Genomic DNA, 16,592 nt, shown 5'->3' on the forward strand with positions numbered 1-16,592 from the left:
TCGCTTCCTCTGCCCGACCTCACAATGTTTATCAGCGTTGTGTCGGTCAGTGGTGGCGCATTATAGGGCGTTCTTTGGCGCTGGCAAGCGTTTATTTGAAAAAAACTTTTATTTGCGGATTTTTTCAACAAAATGATGATATAAAGAACAAAAAACCTATTTTTTGATGCCTTTAATTGCTTTAGGTAAGTCTGCAAGACTATTTATTATCAAATTAGCCGCTTGTTCAGCTTCAGTGTTAACGGGTTTACCTGTACGAACTAATACCTTAGTGCCAATTTTTGCCAGCGTCGCGACTTGCATATCTTCGAGTTTGTCACCAATCATAAAAGAAGCTGTCATATCGATACCAAGCTCCCTCTGCGCATCCAGCAACATACCCGGCTGCGGTTTACGGCAGTCACAACTCTTCTTATATTGCTCTTCAGTTGCATCTGGGTGATGAGGGCAATAATAGATGCCATCCAAATCCACACCACGGTCTGCTAGCGACCAATCCATCCATTCCGTCAGTTGCAAAAACTGCTCTTCATCGAAAATTCCACGGGCAATACCTGACTGGTTTGTGACTAACACCAGTGCATACCCCATCTTTTTCAATTCAATCATGGCTTCAATGACACCATCGATAAATTGAAAATCATCTATTTCATGTACATAACCATGATCGATATTTATTGTTCCGTCACGATCTAAAAATACGGCAGGAATACCTTGTGTCACCCGATTGCTCCAAAAATGCAAGAAGCCCCCAGTATCGCACGATTTAGCCATGAATGAGAATGCAGCAATTAATTTATTCATAGTTGACTTAGACGTCTAGACACCTTAACATCCTATTTAACAGGTGGTTTGCTTTCTCAAAAATGTTCAAGCTATCAATTTTCAAAATTTTTATAAAAATAAATAAGAATAAAAATGATAAAACTGTTACATATCAATAAAATATTCCAGCAGGGTGCCCGTTCTATTAACGCGCTTTCAGATATCAGCCTGCATGTTCCGCAAGGGCAAATTTACGGTGTTATTGGCTCATCCGGCGCAGGTAAAAGTACACTAATTCGCTGTGTAAATATGCTTGAGCGTCCAACTTCCGGGCAAGTATTGGTTAATGGTCAGGATTTAACTATCTTGTCTGATAGTGATTTAACTCGTGCACGTCGTCGTATCGGCATGATTTTCCAGCACTTCAATTTGCTGTCTTCAAGAACAGTGTTTGGCAACATAGCTTTACCTTTGGAATTGGATAACATTCCAAAGGCCGAAATCAAAAAACGGGTAGACGAGTTATTAGAGCTTGTTGGTCTTAAAGATAAGCATGATGCCTATCCAGCAAATCTCTCTGGCGGACAGAAGCAACGTGTTGCTATTGCCCGTGCCCTAGCTAATTCACCTAAAGTACTTTTATGTGATGAAGCAACCAGCGCTCTAGATCCTGCAACAACTCGTTCTATTCTAGAATTATTGAAAGATATTAATCGCCGTTTGGGGCTAACTATTCTGTTAATTACACATGAAATGGATGTCGTCAAACGTATTTGTGACCAAGTAGCCGTTATCAGTGGCGGACAACTGATTGAACAAGACATTGTTAGTGAAGTATTCTCTCATCCCAAGACACCTATCGCTCAGGCATTTATTCAGTCAACTTTGCATCTGGATGTCCCCGAAGATTATGTACAAAAAATGCAAAGCCACCCAGCACCAAATCTTAGTCCATTATTGAAATTAGAGTTCACCGGTCAATCTGTAGATGCCCCACTGATTTCAATGGCGGTACGTCGTTTTGATATTGATATGAATATATTAAGTTCTCAAATCGACTATGCCGGTGGCGTAAAATTTGGTGTGATGTTAGCAGAATTACACGGTGAAAATGGTGGCGTTGAGTCAACGATTAAATTTTTACAAGATCATCATGTGAAAGTAGAGGTTCTTGGTTATGTCTGAAGGAATGATTTTATTACTGGCTAAAGGCGTCTGGGAAACTCTAGTAATGACTTTTGTTTCTGGTTTCTTTGGCTTCATTATCGGGCTGCCGATAGGTGTATTGCTATATGTCACCCGTCCCGATCAAATTATGGAAAATAGTAAACTCTATCGTTTTCTTTCAGCGGTAGTTAATATTTTCCGTTCTATCCCATTTATTATTTTACTGGTGTGGATGATTCCTTTTACCAGGCTAATTGTGGGAACATCGATCGGTTTACAGGCTGCCATTGTCCCATTAACCATAGGTGCTGCACCATTTATTGCTCGTATGGTGGAAAATGCTTTATTAGAAATTCCATCGGGACTAATTGAAGCTGCTAGAGCCATGGGAGCAACCCCATTCCAGATTATAAAGAAAATTCTGTTACCTGAAGCATTACCTGGTTTGCTCAATGCAGCCACAATTACCCTCATAACTTTAGTCGGTTATTCTGCAATGGGAGGTGCTGTAGGTGCAGGCGGATTAGGCCAGATTGGTTACCAATACGGATATATCGGCTATAATGCAACAGTAATGAATACCGTATTAGTGTTACTGGTTATTTTAGTTTATTTAATTCAATTAAGTGGTGACCATTTAGTTAAGGCCACAACACGTAAATAACAAGATTATTTTAATAGCAGTACCTGTGTCGGTGCTAATAAATCAGTATTCTATAGGGGTAAAGTATGTCTGTTAAATTAAAAACCATCGCAACTATCAGCGCTCTTTTAGGCTCATTAATTCTGTCTGGCTGCGGGCAAGAAAAACAAGATCCAAACCATATTAAAGTAGGCGTTATCGTTGGTGCAGAACAGGAAGTGGCTGAAATTGCAAAAAAAGTCGCTAAAGATAAATATGGTCTTGATGTAGAACTGGTAACCTTTAATGATTTTGTATTGCCAAACGAAGCACTGAGCAAAGGCGATATTGATCTGAATGCATACCAGCACAAACCCTATATGGATCAGCAAATCAAAGATCGTGGTTATAAGATGGTCACAGTTGGCAACTCTTTTGTTTATCCAATTGCGGGTTATTCCAAAAAAATTAAATCTCTGGATGAATTGCAGGATGGTTCCCAAATTGCGTTACCAAACGATCCAACGAACTTAGGCCGCTCTTTATTACTGTTGCAGAAACAAGGTTTAATTAAATTGAAAGATGGCATAGGCTTATTACCAACGGTTCTAGACGTTGTTGAAAATCCTAAGAATTTAAAACTAGTCGAATTGGAAGCACCACAATTGCCACGTTCACTGGATGATCAAAAAATTGCTCTGGCAATCATTAATACAACCTATGCAAGCCAGATTGGTCTGACTCCAGCAAAAGATGGTTTATTTGTTGAAGATAAAGATTCTCCCTATGTAAACCTACTGGTTAGTAGAGAAGATAATAAAGATGCTGAAAATGTTAAGAAATTCGTTAAGGCATATCAATCAGACGAAGTTGATGAAGCTGCCAATAAGATCTTTAATGGTGGCGCTGTGAAAGGTTGGTAATCTTTCATATTACGTTCATCGATATTAGAATAATCAGGCGGACAGGTTGTCCGCCTGATTTATTATGGCATCATGTTTTCGGTATTTTTTGTTAACCTGATCGATTCGCTTAACTCTAACAGTAAAAATTCGAGGATCTATCATGCGTAGGCTACTTGCCTCTTTACTAGCACTGTCCATAACTGGATGTTCAGTACAACAAACAACATTTCCTGACTCTTCCCAGTTATCAGATATGAGGCACACAAAACTATCAACCGGAGAGAAAAAACATTTCTCTTCATCCGTAAAGTTATATACCAAGAGTGAAGAATTATTAGGTGTCTTATTTAAAGATTTAGGGATTGTTTCTGGTCAATCGTGTCGTAGTTCCTTACAGGATCCACCAGCAAATATCACCGTGGCTCGCAACCAGATGATAACCAAAGCAGCTTATTTGAATGCTAACGCTGTTTTATTGCATCAATGCGAAATATTATCAGGCCAAGGATGCTACCAGATAGCAATATGTGAAGGCTCAGCCCTGCTTATCACCCAATGACCGATTTCCATTTCACGCAGATAGGGGTTATCCACTCCCCTTATAAAGAAAAATTTGCCGTTCCCCGCCAACCAGGTCTTATTGAAGATGGTGGAGGGAAACTGGTACTTCTTCCTCCCTATAATCAACCGGATGCAGTTCGTGGTCTGGAACAATTTAGTCATCTGTGGGTTATTTTCATCTTCCATCAAACAATAGAAGGCGGCTGGAAGCCAATGGTGCGTCCTCCTCGTTTAGGTGGCAATGCAAAAATGGGCGTATTCGCAACCCGCTCGACTTTTCGGCCTAATCCAATTGGCATGTCTCTGATTGAACTTAGAGGGATCGAATACAGGAAAGGTCGAGTTACTCTGGAACTGGGTAGCCTGGATTTAATTGATGGTACGCCTGTTATCGATATTAAGCCTTATCTACCTTTCGCTGAATGTCAGCCTCATGCAATGGCGGGTTTTGCGCAGCAAGCCCCTTCTACCGATATGGAAGTGGTATTTTCGCCTACCGCTGAGCAACAGCTAATCTCAATTCAAAATATTTATCCAAATTTACGCCGTTTTATCAGTCAAGTTTTAGCCCAGGATCCTCGTCCTGCTTACCGGAGAAGAGAACAGGAAAATCGGGAGTATGCTGCTCATTTACTGGATTTTAATGTGCGCTGGAAAATATGTGGCACATTGACCGAAGTGGTCTCTATAGATCCCCATTAAAAATCAGCATATACCCTTTTGGCATCTTAAACTCACTGGTAGACTAAAGGCTTATTTTCGTTTTTTTATTGGCTGGCAAATTTCTGCCAGTCAGAAGCAATTTGCTGCTCTAATGGAACCTAACAATGCGTACTAGCCAATATCTGCTCTCTACATTAAAAGAGACTCCTGCCGATGCGGAGGTTGTCAGCCATAAGCTGATGCTTCGTGCGGGCATGATCCGTAAGCTCGCTTCAGGTCTGTACAATTGGATGCCTACAGGTATCCGTGTACTCAAAAAAGTCGAAAAAATTGTTCGAGAAGAGATGAACAATACCGGAGCGATTGAAATATCTATGCCTGTCGTACAACCGGCAGATCTATGGCAAGAAAGTGGCCGCTGGGAACAATATGGTCCAGAGTTACTGCGTTTTGTTGACCGAGGTGATCGTCCTTTTGTACTAGGTCCAACTCATGAAGAGGTCATCACTGATCTGATCCGCAATGAAGTCAGCTCATATAAGCAGTTACCCCTGACTCTATTCCAGATCCAGACTAAATTTCGCGATGAAGTTCGCCCTCGTTTTGGCGTGATGCGCTCCCGTGAATTCCTAATGAAAGATGCTTACTCTTTCCATGCTACCCAAGCATCATTACAAGAAACTTATGACAACATGTATGAAGCCTACAGCAAAATTTTTACCCGTATAGGTTTGGATTTTCGTGCTGTTCTGGCTGATACCGGTTCCATCGGTGGTAGTGCTTCTCATGAATTTCAGGTTCTGGCAGCCAGTGGAGAAGATGATATCGTCTTCTCCACTGAATCCAATTACGCAGCCAATATTGAATTAGCTGAAGCTGTTGCCCCCGCTCATGATCGCGCAGTACCAACAAAAGAGATGCATCTGGTAGATACTCCAAACGCAAAAACAATTGCTGAACTGGTTGAGCAATTCAATCTGCCAATTGAGAAAACAGTTAAAACCCTGATGGTTCACGCAGCAGAAGGAACAAGTCATAAATTGATCGCCTTACTGGTTCGCGGCGACCATGAACTTAATGAAATCAAAGCAGAGAAATTATCTCTAGTTGCCAGCCCACTGGCTTTTGCCACCGAAGAAGAAATTCGCTCAATTGTTGGTGCAGGCCCAGGTTCATTGGGACCTGTCAATCTGCCAATACCCGTTATTATTGATCGCAGTGTGGCAGTGATGAGTGATTTTGGCGCAGGTGCCAATATCGATGACAAACACTATTTCGGTATCAACTGGGAACGCGATCTACCGGTACCAGAAGTTGCTGATATCCGTAATGTTGTTGAAGGTGATGCCAGCCCGGATGGTAAAGGTACATTGCTCATCAAACGTGGTATTGAAGTGGGCCATATCTTCCAGCTTGGCACCAAATATTCTGATGCCATGAAAGCGACTGTTCAAGGCGAAGACGGCCACAATCAGATAGTCACTATGGGCTGTTATGGTATTGGCGTCACTCGTATTGTCGCCGCAGCGATTGAACAAAATCACGATGACAGCGGTATCATCTGGCCTGATGCAATTGCACCATTCCAAGTTGCTATTTTGCCAATGAATATGCACAAGTCATACCGTGTTAAAGAAGTTGCAGAGAAACTGTATGCCGATCTACGCGCTAGCGGTATTGATGTTATTTTTGATGATCGCAAGGAACGCCCAGGCGTGATGTTTGCCGATATGGAGCTTATCGGTGTACCACACACTGTCGTTATTGGTGACCGTAATCTTGATAATGGCGAAGTAGAATATAAACATCGCCGCGATGATGAAAAACAGATGCTGAAACTAGACGATGTTGTTGATTACCTGAAGCAACAACTTGGTTGTTAATTAGGATTTTTCAGTCACTTATTGAATAGTATGGTGATAATGGTCATGTCGCAACAGAGGATTTTACGCTTCTTAGCCCATTATCACCATTCATACTGAAGCTAAAATTATTTCTTCATATTACAAGATTTCGATTTATCGAAATGGATTTTACCCGTCTGAATCAGGGCAGGATCAAATTGCCCATCTTCCATTGAAGGACGGACGCTGTAATAGCCTTCAACTTCAACATAAACCGGCGTTCCACCTTCCACACCGACTTGATGATAGCCTTGCTCCAAATCCAGACTTTCCGTTACAGCATACCGCTTACCTGTACTACAATCTGTAAACAAAGCAGCATCAGCCATATAACTGTATTCACCCGCCAGTTTCTTCGGTTTTACCCGTTGCAGTTCATAATTGAATGATGATTCAATTTTATTGCCTTCAATATCCAGCATTACCAAGTTTTCACCTTTCAACAGATAATAAGATTTCTGGTCGTCTGATTTTGTCAGGCGAATTTTCTCTCCATCTTTAGCCCATAGACCGGATTCAAAGAACGACTGGTCACCATCACGAGCGCCAATATAAGTTTGTTCCAGAATATAAGTACCGTCATTATCCAATAACAGTGTGGTATCAATACCAGAACAATCAGCGCAAGGAAGAGCACCATGAAAAGTCTGATCTACTGGCTGTGAACTCATTTGCTGTGCTGAGTTACCTTTACATCCCATCAAAGCAGATACGCCCACAGCAACTAACGCTGTCAAAAGTTTTTTATTCACATTTATCTCCACACAGTATAGTGAGTTCTATAATTCTCATCTTATAAGTAACACAAGGAACATAGCGATTATTCAAGCTTAATAGCGTAAATACTGTCCTTCTTAAGGATGTTACTCAATAATAGCAAAATAATGTGGGCCGATTTTAATACTTCTGTCAGGAACTTGCTGTGAAATAAGACTTTTATTTACTTACTGTTCAGAATGAATAACCAAAGTTATTCATTAATCACGATTGATTTCCTGTGCTATAGTCATTAATAGTGCTTTTGAGTTACAATTTTTAACAACCACGGGCGGCAATAACCGCCACTAACCATAGTGGTGAGCGAATATGTCTATAAATACTGAATATCAACCAATTAACTGTGACGACTACGACAATCTTGAGTCAACTTGCCAACATCAGCTCCACCTCCACATAAAGTTGCGGGGTGGGGAAGTTATTGAAGGAAAAGCCTGTGATTTGGTTTTAAGAAAAAAAGTTGAATACTTGATAATTGAAACAGAAGGTAAACCCCGTGAATTGCGGTTAGATCATATTGCTAGTTTCAGTCACCCTAAAATTGGCACTATTATTATTGAACACTCTGAATCTTGATAGAAAACAGCCGCCTTTGGCGGCTTAACTTTTTATTTTAACAGCGTTTTATGCCAGTTAATTGTTAACATCTCTCTTCCTTCTACCGCTTCACTTTCCTTGGTAACAAAAATACCTAACGCCGCTATCAATTGTTCGTTGTAATAAAGCAATGGAATTCGCTCTCTAAGCCACGGAGCAACCCCAAGCTCTTGCCACAATTTTTTACTATGCCGGGAGTGTTGACGCCCCACAATACTTATCATTCCCTGGACACCAAAGCGAATAGTCACTCGTTCATTATCAGCCGGGGCCCTTACTTGAATACCACAATCAGAAATATTCAATTCTCCTAAGCGATCAGGTAATACCAAAGTATTGCAAATATCCCACTCAAGAATAGTCTCTCTCAAAGATTGCCACTGAGGAACCAACCAGAGTTTTTGCTTATAACGGCGTACATCATATTTACCAAATTGTAGCCGAGGCTCAGCATCAGTACGAGCCAGAGCCACCTCATACCAAAGCCGGTTAAGCTGCTCTCGTGAAGGCATTTTCATTTCATGGTAACCAAACCAACGGCGTAACAAAGCATTTCGTTTGGCTTCTGAACATACAGCCAAAGACGAAATACCCAAAGCACCATCTTGGGTTATCAGCTCTTTCAAAGACTCATTCAGTAATTCATCTAGAAGCTGTTCTTGTTCACCACATAAACTTGCACTACGAGCAGCAACTTGAGGGAAATGCGGCCAACGTTGATTTAGTAACGGCATAATATGTAAGCGCAGAAAATTTCTGTCATAACGATCATCTTGATTACTGTCGTCTTCAATCCAATCCAGACGATGTTTACTGGCATACATTTCCAATTCATTCCGGCTATAGTCAAGTAATGGACGTAACAATAATGTATCAGCAAATACAGCGATTGAAGGCATAGAAGCAAGACCTGCCGGACCACTACCTCGCTTTAATGCCAGTAAAAAAGTTTCCGCCTGATCATCAAGATGTTGAGCTGTTACCAAAACTTCGTCTTTTTGTAATTCGCGCTTGAATACCTGATATCGAGCATCACGAGCAGCAGCCTCAATCCCCTTTTGACGAGCATCTATCGTTACTCTTGCAGAATGAAACTCCACTTGCCAGTCATCACAGATCAGCTGACAATGTTCAATCCACTGATCTGCTTTTAGGTTTAAACCGTGGTGAATATGTATTGCCCTTAGTTGAATTTCCTGATTATGTTGATTACGCCAATTAACCAACAAATGAAGCAAAACCGAGGAATCTAACCCACCACTGAATCCAACCAGGATTTTCTTATATTCACCAAGCTGTTTAGCCAAAGTGACAAATAGTCTCTCATTAATGTTTGTCATTACAGATTCAAGCGTTCTCTAATGTGCAATAATATGAATTTGTTATCGCCTATTTTATTCAGTTTAAGATCACTACCCGTTAATAAGGTTTTCCGTCACTTTCATTAAAAATACAAAATAAATAAAGAAAGCAGAAACAGTAGGGGATGGAAGTAGCTGAAATTTATCAGTTACAATCATTTCCATCCCTCCATTCAAACAATGAGTTCAGATATCAACAATAACCATATTGCATCAAACGCTGATATCGGCGATTGATTAACTCTTCAGATGTCAAATGATCAAGCTCTGCCAGGTCAATCAACAACTGAGCTTTCAACGACGTGGATATTGCTTCATAGTCACGATGAGCGCCACCTAATGGCTCTGAAATCACAGAATCGATCAATTCCAGTTCTTTCAAACGAGGTGCAGTTATCCCCATTGCTTCTGCCGCCAAAGGTGCTTTTTCCGCGCTTTTCCACAAAATTGAGGCACAACCTTCTGGGGAGATAACAGAATAAGTACTATATTGCAACATATTCACTTTATCACCAACACCAATCGCCAGTGCTCCACCAGAGCCACCTTCACCAATCACAGTACAAATAACAGGCACAGACAGACGGGACATTTCACGCAAGTTGCGAGCTATCGCCTCAGATTGACCACGCTCTTCTGCACCAACCCCTGGATATGCACCAGGAGTATCAATGAAAGTAATAATTGGCAGTTTAAAACGCTCGGCCATTTCCATCAGGCGCAAAGCCTTACGATAACCTTCTGGCGCTGGCATACCGAAATTACGGCGAATTTTTTCTTTGGTTTCACGGCCTTTTTGGTGACCAATCACCATCACTGGACGTCCATCAATACGAGCCAGACCACCTACAATTGCTTTGTCATCAGCATAAGCACGATCACCAGCAAGCTCGTCAAAATCAGTAAAAATATGCTGAACATAGTCCAACGTATAAGGACGACGTGGGTGACGAGCAAGCTGAGCAATTTGCCAGGCACCTAAATCTGAAAAAATTTTGCGAGTCAATTCCAGACTTTTTTCCCGCAAACGTTGTATTTCTTCATCCAGATTTATATCTAATTTTTCACCTTGACGGCTAACTGCGGTTAGCGAATCAATTTTCGCTTCCAGCTCGGCAATCGGCTGTTCAAATTCAAGAAAATTCAGACTCATAACATTCCTAATTTTAGTCAAATTCTAATTCTACCTGCTCATTACCCAGCAGAGTTCGCAAATCTGTCAGAAGGTTATCCGTTGGCGTTACCCTCCACGTCGCGCCAAATCTTAAACGGGCGCGGGCGTCTTCCCTCTGGTAATAAAGATGAACCGGTATCGTTCCCGAACGATGTGGTTCCAATGCACTACGAAGACGGCTCAACAATTGATCATCAATTTGCCTGTCTGACAGCGAGATAGCAAGCCCACGCGCATATTTTTCACGCGCTTCACTAATATCCATTAATTCACGGGCTGTCATTTTAAGACCGCCATTGAAATCATCAAAGCTGACCTGACCTGTAACGATTAATATCCGGTCTTGTTCTAGCAAATGCCGATATTTCTCCAAGGCATCGGAAAATAACATAACTTCTAGACGTCCTGAACGATCATCTAAAGTACAAATACCAATCCGGTTACCTCGTTTGGTTATAATCACTTTGGATGCTAACACCAAACCTATCACAGTCGTTACTTGACCGCGCGGGGTTGGATTCACATCTTTTAACCTCAATCCACTAGTATAGCGCTCAATTTCTTTTAAATAACGGGTGATAGGATGCCCAGTTAAATAGAGACCCAGTGTTTCCCGTTCACCATCAAGAACAATCTGTTCCGGCCATTGAGAAATATTGGCATAAGAGCGTTCCACTTCTTCTGGCGCTTCAGCTAATACACCAAACATATCAGTCTGACCAGTAGCTTCTGCTTTAGCATGTTGATCTGCCGCTTTTAGCGCATCTTCCAACGAGGACATCAGTGCTGCACGGTGCGGCCCTAAACGGTCAAATGCCCCTGACATGATCAGTTTTTCCATCACTCGGCGATTTAACTTCTTGGTGTCAACGCGGGCACATAAATCAAACAGTTCTCTAAAATAACCATCTTTCTGACGAGCTTCGATGATCGCTTCAATCGGCCCTTCACCTACCCCTTTAATTGCGCCGATTCCATATACGATCTCCCCATCATCATTAACGTGGAAATGATACAAACCACTATTAATATCAGGTGGTAAGATTTTCAGCCCCATGCGCCAGCATTCATCAATCAACCCAACGACTTTTTCTGTATTATCCATATCAGCAGTCATCACCGCAGCCATGAATTCAGCCGGGTAATGCGCTTTCAACCATAAAGTCTGGTAAGAAACCAAGGCATACGCAGCAGAGTGAGATTTGTTAAATCCATAACCGGCAAACTTCTCTACTAGGTCAAAGATTTTCATTGCCAGTTCGCCATTAACACCCAGTTTCTTTGCACCTTCTTCAAAGACAGAACGCTGCTTAGCCATCTCCTCCGGCTTTTTCTTACCCATCGCCCGTCGGAGCATATCTGCACCACCGAGAGTATATCCCGCCAGCACCTGAGCAATCTGCATCACTTGTTCTTGATAAAGGATGATGCCGTAAGTTGGCTCCAACACAGGCTGTAAAGATTCGTGCTGCCACTGTATATCTGGGTATGAGAGCTCTTCCCGGCCATGTTTGCGATCAATGAAATTATCCACCATGCCTGATTGCAAGGGACCTGGACGGAATAAAGCGACAAGTGCGATCATATCTTCGAAGCAGTCGGGACGCAGACGTTTAATCAGATCCTTCATACCACGGGATTCAAGCTGAAATACCGCTGTTGTTTCAGCGCGTTGCAACATATCAAAGCTTTTAGCATCGTTCAGCGGAATCGCTGCAATATCAATCGGCTCTAGACCTTTCTTCGCTCTACGCGCGTTGATCATCTCCAATGCCCAGTTGATAATGGTCAGTGTCCTCAGTCCGAGGAAGTCAAATTTCACCAACCCTGCATATTCCACATCGTTTTTATCAAACTGAGTAACCGGGTTCAAACCTTCCGGGTCACAATAGAGAGGCGAAAAATCGGTGATCTTAGTTGGGGCGATAACTACCCCACCCGCATGTTTCCCTGCATTACGAGTGACACCTTCCAATTTACGCGCCATATCTATCAGTGCTTTAACTTCCTCATCCGCTTCATAGATTTCAGGAAGTTGTGGCTCCGCGGCAAATGCTTTCTCCAACGTCATACCGGGATCAAGCGGTATCAATTTGGAAATCCTATCAACAAATCCGTATGGATGCCCTAGCACACGGCCAACATCCCGAATTACCGCTTTCGCTGCCATTGTACCGAATGTAATGATCTGAGATACGGCATTACGACCATACATATCAGCCACATGATCAATCACTAGATCGCGTTTTTCCATACAAAAATCGACGTCAAAATCGGGCATGGAAACACGTTCAGGGTTAAGGAATCGTTCAAATAGCAGATCAAATTCCAAAGGATCGAGATCGGTTATTTTTAGGGCATAAGCCACCAGAGAACCTGCTCCCGAACCACGCCCTGGACCAACAGGAACACCGTTGTCTTTCGACCACTGAATGAATTCCATCACGATCAGGAAGTAGCCCGGGAATCCCATCTGGTTGATAACCCGAAGTTCAATATCGAGTCTCTCATCATATTCAGGACGTTTTTCTGCGCGTACTTTAGGATCCGGATAGAGAAATGCTAAACGTTCTTCCAACCCTTGTTTAGATCTATCTATCAGATAATCTTCAGTACTCATTTCTCCCGTAGGGAATTGCGGCAGGAAATATTCACCAAGGCGAATAGTGACATTACAACGCTTAGCAATTTCTACACTGTTTTCCAGCGCTTCAGGAATATCAGCGAATAGCTCACACATTTCCTGTTCACTACGCAGATATTGCTGAGGACTGTAATTTTTCGGACGTTTAGGGTCAGCCAAGGTATAGCCATCATGAATCGCTACGCGAATCTCATGAGCATCGAAATCTTCGCTATCAATGAAACAAACCTCATTAGTTGCAACAACAGGCAGGCTTTTTTCCGTTGCCAATGCAACCGCCGCATGAAGATAACTTTCTTCATCTGCACGGCCAGTACGAATCAGCTCCAAATAATAACAGCCGGGAAAATGTTCCTGATAAAACTCAAGGCATTGGTCCACCATAGCCTGATTACCACGTAACAGGAATTTACCCACATCCCCCATACGACCACCGGAGAGCAGAATTAGCCCTTCTTTATGGTTTATCAGCCATTCCTGTTTAATTGTCGGACCAATCGCACCATATCCCTTCTGATAAGCCTCTGATATCAGCAATGTCAGGTTATGGTAACCCGTATTATTGCGCGCAAGAATGGTCAGGCTAGCGTGCTCATCACCAAGCAGTTCACTTTCTACATAAAAATCAGCACCAATAATCGGTTTTATTCCTGCTCCATGAGCACTGCCGTAAAATCTCACCAGTCCACACAAATTAGTAAAATCAGTGATCGCAAAAGCCGGCATACCTAATTGCGCAACCTTTTTCACTAAAGGGCTGGTTTTGGCTAAGCCATCAATCATTGAATAGTCGCTGTGAACACGTAAGTGCACAAAACGGGGTTCGGCCATATATTTATCCAGATGATATTAATTTGAAGAATAGCTATATTCAGTCAACAAGTTTATTTAAGGCCAATTGCTCTCTTAACCGGCGCAAAACTTTTACGATGATGTTCTGTCGCTCCCAACCGAACCAACTTTTCTAAATGAAATGCCGTCGGGTAGCCTTTATGCTTAGCAAATCCATATTCGGGAAACAGTTGATCAAGTTCAGCCATTTCCCGATCTCTGGTAACTTTCGCCACAATAGAAGCGGCACTGATTTCAGCAACCAGTCCATCGCCTTTTATCACCGCTTGTGCCGGCATAGGCAATTTAGGGCAACGGTTACCATCAATCAGCACATATTCAGGAGAAATAGGCAAATTAGCCACAGCCCTTTGCATCGCAAGCATAGTTGCATGCAGGATATTCAATTGATCAATTTCTGCCGGTTCTGCACGCCCCAAGCTCCAGCACAATGCTTTTTCTGTGATCTCCAGATACAGTGCCTCGCGGCGTTTTTCACTAAGTTTTTTAGAATCAGCCAAACCAACTATCGGCTGTAATGGATCTAAAATAACAGCCGCAGTCACAACCGCCCCCACTAATGGACCTCGACCAACTTCATCAACTCCAGCAATCAAACTTGCCTGAGGATATATAAATTCCATCATTTTCCTGCCAATTCCAACACGGCTTGTGCTGCCTGTTCGTCAGCATTACAACGAATGCTTTCATGCAAATGTAAAAATGTCTGTTTCAATGCTTCAACTTTTTCACTGCCTTGTAGTAACGGCAACAACTCATCTGCCAGTTTTTGCGGCTGACATTTTTCCTGCAATAATTCTTTAACTAACTCTTCACCGGATAATAAGTTAGGCAATGAAACATAAGGCGTTTTTACCAGGCGTTTTGCCAACCAGAAAGTCAATGGCTTCATCCGATAACCAACTACCATTGGACATTTTGCCAACATACATTCCAGAGCAGCAGTACCTGAGGCCAAAAGTGCAGCATCACTTGCGATCATGATTTCTCTCGCTTTGCCATCCACAAGATGAACATTCAGCTCTGGCGCAACTTCTTGCTTAATGCGCTCAAATTGTTCACGCCGTTTAGCATTCACCAACGGCACAAATACATGCAGATCAGGTATGTTTCGCTTCAATAACTGAGCAGTTTTAAGAAAATCCGCACTCAGCATCTCAACCTCAGAATGGCGACTCCCCGGCAATAAAGCCAAGCAAATAAACTCTGGCAGAATACCTAATAGCTCACGTGCCGTCACTTTATTGGGTTGCAATGGCATAGCATCCGCCATGGTATGTCCAATAAACCGGCACGGAACATTAAACTTATCGTAAAACGCTTTTTCAAAAGGTAAGAAAGCCAGAACCATATCTGTGGCTTTACCAATTTTGAAAACACGTTTCTGCCGCCAAGCCCATACCGACGGACTAACATAATGAATGGTGCGGATGCCCCGCTGTTTTAACCGACCTTCTAGAGTAATATTGAAATCCGGCGCATCAATGCCCACAAACACATCAGGTTTTAGTTCCGTGAAACGGGTTGCCAGATCCTTACGTATTTTCAGTAAACGAGGCAAACGTTCGAGAACTTCGACAACCCCCATTACTGCTAGCTCTTCCATCTCATACCAAGCTTCACAACCTTCAGCCTGCATAAGAGGGCCTGCCACACCAACAAAACGGGCATTAGGTACTTTAGCTTTTAATGCACGAATTAAACCTGCTCCAAGGATATCACCGGAGGTTTCTCCGGCGATTAATCCAATAGTCAACGGACGCAGACTATCAATAGAAGAAATGGTAGCCAAAGGGGTATCCTTCATCTACTTAACGGACAATGCCACGGGTAGAATTTGCCAGAAAATCGCTGAAGATTTTTACATGCTGATTATTTTCAGCCAGCTCAGCAATTTCTTGTTGTGCTTCTTCTAACGTTTTTCCGTTACGATACAAAATCTTGTACGCATTTCTAATTGCATTCAATGAATCTTTATCAAAACCACGGCGTTTCAGGCCTTCAACATTAGTGCCAAAAGGTGTTGCATGATTCCCCTGAGCAATAACGTATGGCGGAATATCCTGTACCACGCCGGAACACCCGCCCACCATAGCATGAGAGCCAATCTGACAAAACTGATGAATCGCACTCATACCACCAATGATGACATAATCACCCAGGATAACATGCCCCCCCAAAGTACCATTATTAGCAATGACACAACGATCACCGACAATACAGTCATGAGCAATATGGGCATTAATCATCAACAAATTATCATTACCGATTTTCGTTACACCGCCACCCTGCACAGTGCCACGATGAATGGTGACACTTTCGCGGATACGGTTACGATCACCAATTTCAACTCGGGTTGGTTCACCGTGATATTTCAGGTCCTGATTCATTTCGCCAATAGAAGCAAACTGAAAAATCTGGTTATCACGGCCGATTTTGGTTATTCCATTGACAACAACATGAGACTTCAGCTCTGTACTTTCGCCAATTTCAACCTGAGAACCAATACAACAAAACGGCCCAATACGAACATTGGCACCAATAACCGCACCATCTTCTACAATAGCGCTAGGATGTATATAAGCGGTTTCATCAATCAT

At 42.4% G+C, this 16,592-nt stretch carries 15 protein-coding genes; 7 read left to right on the forward strand and 8 right to left on the reverse strand.

The window, feature by feature from the left end:
• Nucleotides 1–156: 156 nt before the first annotated feature.
• Entirely contained in the window at nt 157–723 is a 567-nt protein-coding gene (gene gmhB / locus LG003_RS18300) for a D-glycero-beta-D-manno-heptose 1,7-bisphosphate 7-phosphatase (protein ID WP_112879168.1), read from the reverse strand.
• A gap of 195 nt (nt 724–918) precedes the next feature.
• Here gmhB and metN point away from each other — a divergent pair, with 195 nt between their 5' ends.
• The 6 genes from metN to proS all read left to right on the forward strand — a co-directional run bounded on the left by metN (nt 919) and on the right by proS (nt 6,566).
• Nucleotides 919–1,950 (forward strand): methionine ABC transporter ATP-binding protein MetN, encoded by a 1,032-nt coding sequence (gene metN, locus LG003_RS18305; protein ID WP_262981335.1) that lies wholly within the window; start codon nt 919–921, stop codon nt 1,948–1,950.
• On the forward strand, nt 1,943–2,596 hold the full coding sequence (locus LG003_RS18310) for a methionine ABC transporter permease MetI (RefSeq protein WP_112879164.1): 654 nt from the start codon (nt 1,943–1,945) through the stop codon (nt 2,594–2,596). Before metN ends, LG003_RS18310 begins: the two co-directional genes overlap by 8 nt.
• 65 nt (nt 2,597–2,661) lie before the next feature.
• The gene (locus LG003_RS18315) at nt 2,662–3,477 is read left to right on the forward strand and encodes a MetQ/NlpA family lipoprotein (RefSeq protein ID WP_262981336.1); all 816 of its coding nucleotides are present in this window, start codon (nt 2,662–2,664) and stop codon (nt 3,475–3,477) included.
• A gap of 142 nt (nt 3,478–3,619) precedes the next feature.
• Nucleotides 3,620–4,018, forward strand: a complete 399-nt coding sequence (rcsF, locus tag LG003_RS18320) for an Rcs stress response system protein RcsF (RefSeq protein ID WP_112879162.1) — start codon at nt 3,620–3,622, stop codon at nt 4,016–4,018.
• Nucleotides 4,015–4,722, forward strand: coding sequence for a tRNA (N6-threonylcarbamoyladenosine(37)-N6)-methyltransferase TrmO (tsaA, locus tag LG003_RS18325; RefSeq protein ID WP_112879161.1), 708 nt, complete (start codon nt 4,015–4,017; stop codon nt 4,720–4,722). The genes rcsF and tsaA overlap by 4 nt, the downstream gene beginning before the upstream one ends.
• Nucleotides 4,723–4,847: 125 nt before the next feature.
• Nucleotides 4,848–6,566 (forward strand): proline--tRNA ligase, encoded by a 1,719-nt coding sequence (proS, locus tag LG003_RS18330; RefSeq protein WP_112879160.1) that lies wholly within the window; start codon nt 4,848–4,850, stop codon nt 6,564–6,566.
• Between the two features lie 107 nt (nt 6,567–6,673).
• Here proS and nlpE read toward each other — a convergent pair whose 3' ends face one another.
• On the reverse strand, nt 6,674–7,339 hold the full coding sequence (gene nlpE, locus LG003_RS18335; protein ID WP_112879159.1) for an envelope stress response activation lipoprotein NlpE: 666 nt from the start codon (nt 7,337–7,339) through the stop codon (nt 6,674–6,676).
• A gap of 334 nt (nt 7,340–7,673) precedes the next feature.
• Between nlpE and rof the strand changes: the two genes are divergently transcribed.
• Complete coding sequence (rof, locus tag LG003_RS18340; protein ID WP_112879158.1) at nt 7,674–7,940, forward strand: Rho-binding antiterminator; 267 nt, start codon at nt 7,674–7,676, stop codon at nt 7,938–7,940.
• Nucleotides 7,941–7,972: 32 nt separating this feature from the next.
• On the opposite strand, the gene tilS is transcribed toward rof, so the two are convergent.
• From tilS to lpxA, 6 genes are all read right to left on the reverse strand, one after another.
• The gene (gene tilS, locus LG003_RS18345) at nt 7,973–9,301 is read right to left on the reverse strand and encodes a tRNA lysidine(34) synthetase TilS (protein WP_112879157.1); all 1,329 of its coding nucleotides are present in this window, start codon (nt 9,299–9,301) and stop codon (nt 7,973–7,975) included.
• Nucleotides 9,302–9,515: 214 nt separating this feature from the next.
• Nucleotides 9,516–10,475 (reverse strand): acetyl-CoA carboxylase carboxyl transferase subunit alpha, encoded by a 960-nt coding sequence (gene accA / locus LG003_RS18350; RefSeq protein WP_112879156.1) that lies wholly within the window; start codon nt 10,473–10,475, stop codon nt 9,516–9,518.
• A gap of 13 nt (nt 10,476–10,488) precedes the next feature.
• Entirely contained in the window at nt 10,489–13,971 is a 3,483-nt protein-coding gene (gene dnaE, locus LG003_RS18355) for a DNA polymerase III subunit alpha (RefSeq protein WP_112879155.1), read from the reverse strand.
• A 53-nt stretch (nt 13,972–14,024) separates the two neighbouring features.
• Entirely contained in the window at nt 14,025–14,618 is a 594-nt protein-coding gene (rnhB, locus tag LG003_RS18360) for a ribonuclease HII (protein ID WP_112879154.1), read from the reverse strand.
• The gene (gene lpxB / locus LG003_RS18365) at nt 14,615–15,799 is read right to left on the reverse strand and encodes a lipid-A-disaccharide synthase (protein ID WP_262981337.1); all 1,185 of its coding nucleotides are present in this window, start codon (nt 15,797–15,799) and stop codon (nt 14,615–14,617) included. Before lpxB ends, rnhB begins: the two co-directional genes overlap by 4 nt.
• Before the next feature lie 4 nt (nt 15,800–15,803).
• Nucleotides 15,804–16,592 carry an acyl-ACP--UDP-N-acetylglucosamine O-acyltransferase gene (gene lpxA / locus LG003_RS18370; protein ID WP_112879152.1) on the reverse strand — a complete coding sequence of 263 codons (789 nt, stop codon included), beginning with the start codon at nt 16,590–16,592 and terminating at the stop codon, nt 15,804–15,806.

The organism is Photorhabdus kleinii, assembly GCF_025384885.1.
GTDB classification, from domain to species: Bacteria; Pseudomonadota; Gammaproteobacteria; order Enterobacterales; family Enterobacteriaceae; genus Photorhabdus; species Photorhabdus kayaii.

Coding starts and splice junctions, on each gene's coding strand:
- rcsF (WP_112879162.1), top strand. CDS start 3,620: ATGCGTAGGCTACTTGCCTCTTTACTAGCACTGTCCATAACTGGATGT.
- LG003_RS18315 (WP_262981336.1), top strand. CDS start 2,662: ATGTCTGTTAAATTAAAAACCATCGCAACTATCAGCGCTCTTTTAGGC.
- LG003_RS18310 (WP_112879164.1), top strand. CDS start 1,943: ATGTCTGAAGGAATGATTTTATTACTGGCTAAAGGCGTCTGGGAAACT.
- tilS (WP_112879157.1), bottom strand. CDS start 9,301: ATGACAAACATTAATGAGAGACTATTTGTCACTTTGGCTAAACAGCTT.
- rof (WP_112879158.1), top strand. CDS start 7,674: ATGTCTATAAATACTGAATATCAACCAATTAACTGTGACGACTACGAC.
- tsaA (WP_112879161.1), top strand. CDS start 4,015: ATGACCGATTTCCATTTCACGCAGATAGGGGTTATCCACTCCCCTTAT.
- accA (WP_112879156.1), bottom strand. CDS start 10,475: ATGAGTCTGAATTTTCTTGAATTTGAACAGCCGATTGCCGAGCTGGAA.
- lpxB (WP_262981337.1), bottom strand. CDS start 15,799: ATGAAGGATACCCCTTTGGCTACCATTTCTTCTATTGATAGTCTGCGT.
- dnaE (WP_112879155.1), bottom strand. CDS start 13,971: ATGGCCGAACCCCGTTTTGTGCACTTACGTGTTCACAGCGACTATTCA.
- lpxA (WP_112879152.1), bottom strand. CDS start 16,592: ATGATTGATGAAACCGCTTATATACATCCTAGCGCTATTGTAGAAGAT.
- proS (WP_112879160.1), top strand. CDS start 4,848: ATGCGTACTAGCCAATATCTGCTCTCTACATTAAAAGAGACTCCTGCC.
- metN (WP_262981335.1), top strand. CDS start 919: ATGATAAAACTGTTACATATCAATAAAATATTCCAGCAGGGTGCCCGT.
- rnhB (WP_112879154.1), bottom strand. CDS start 14,618: ATGATGGAATTTATATATCCTCAGGCAAGTTTGATTGCTGGAGTTGAT.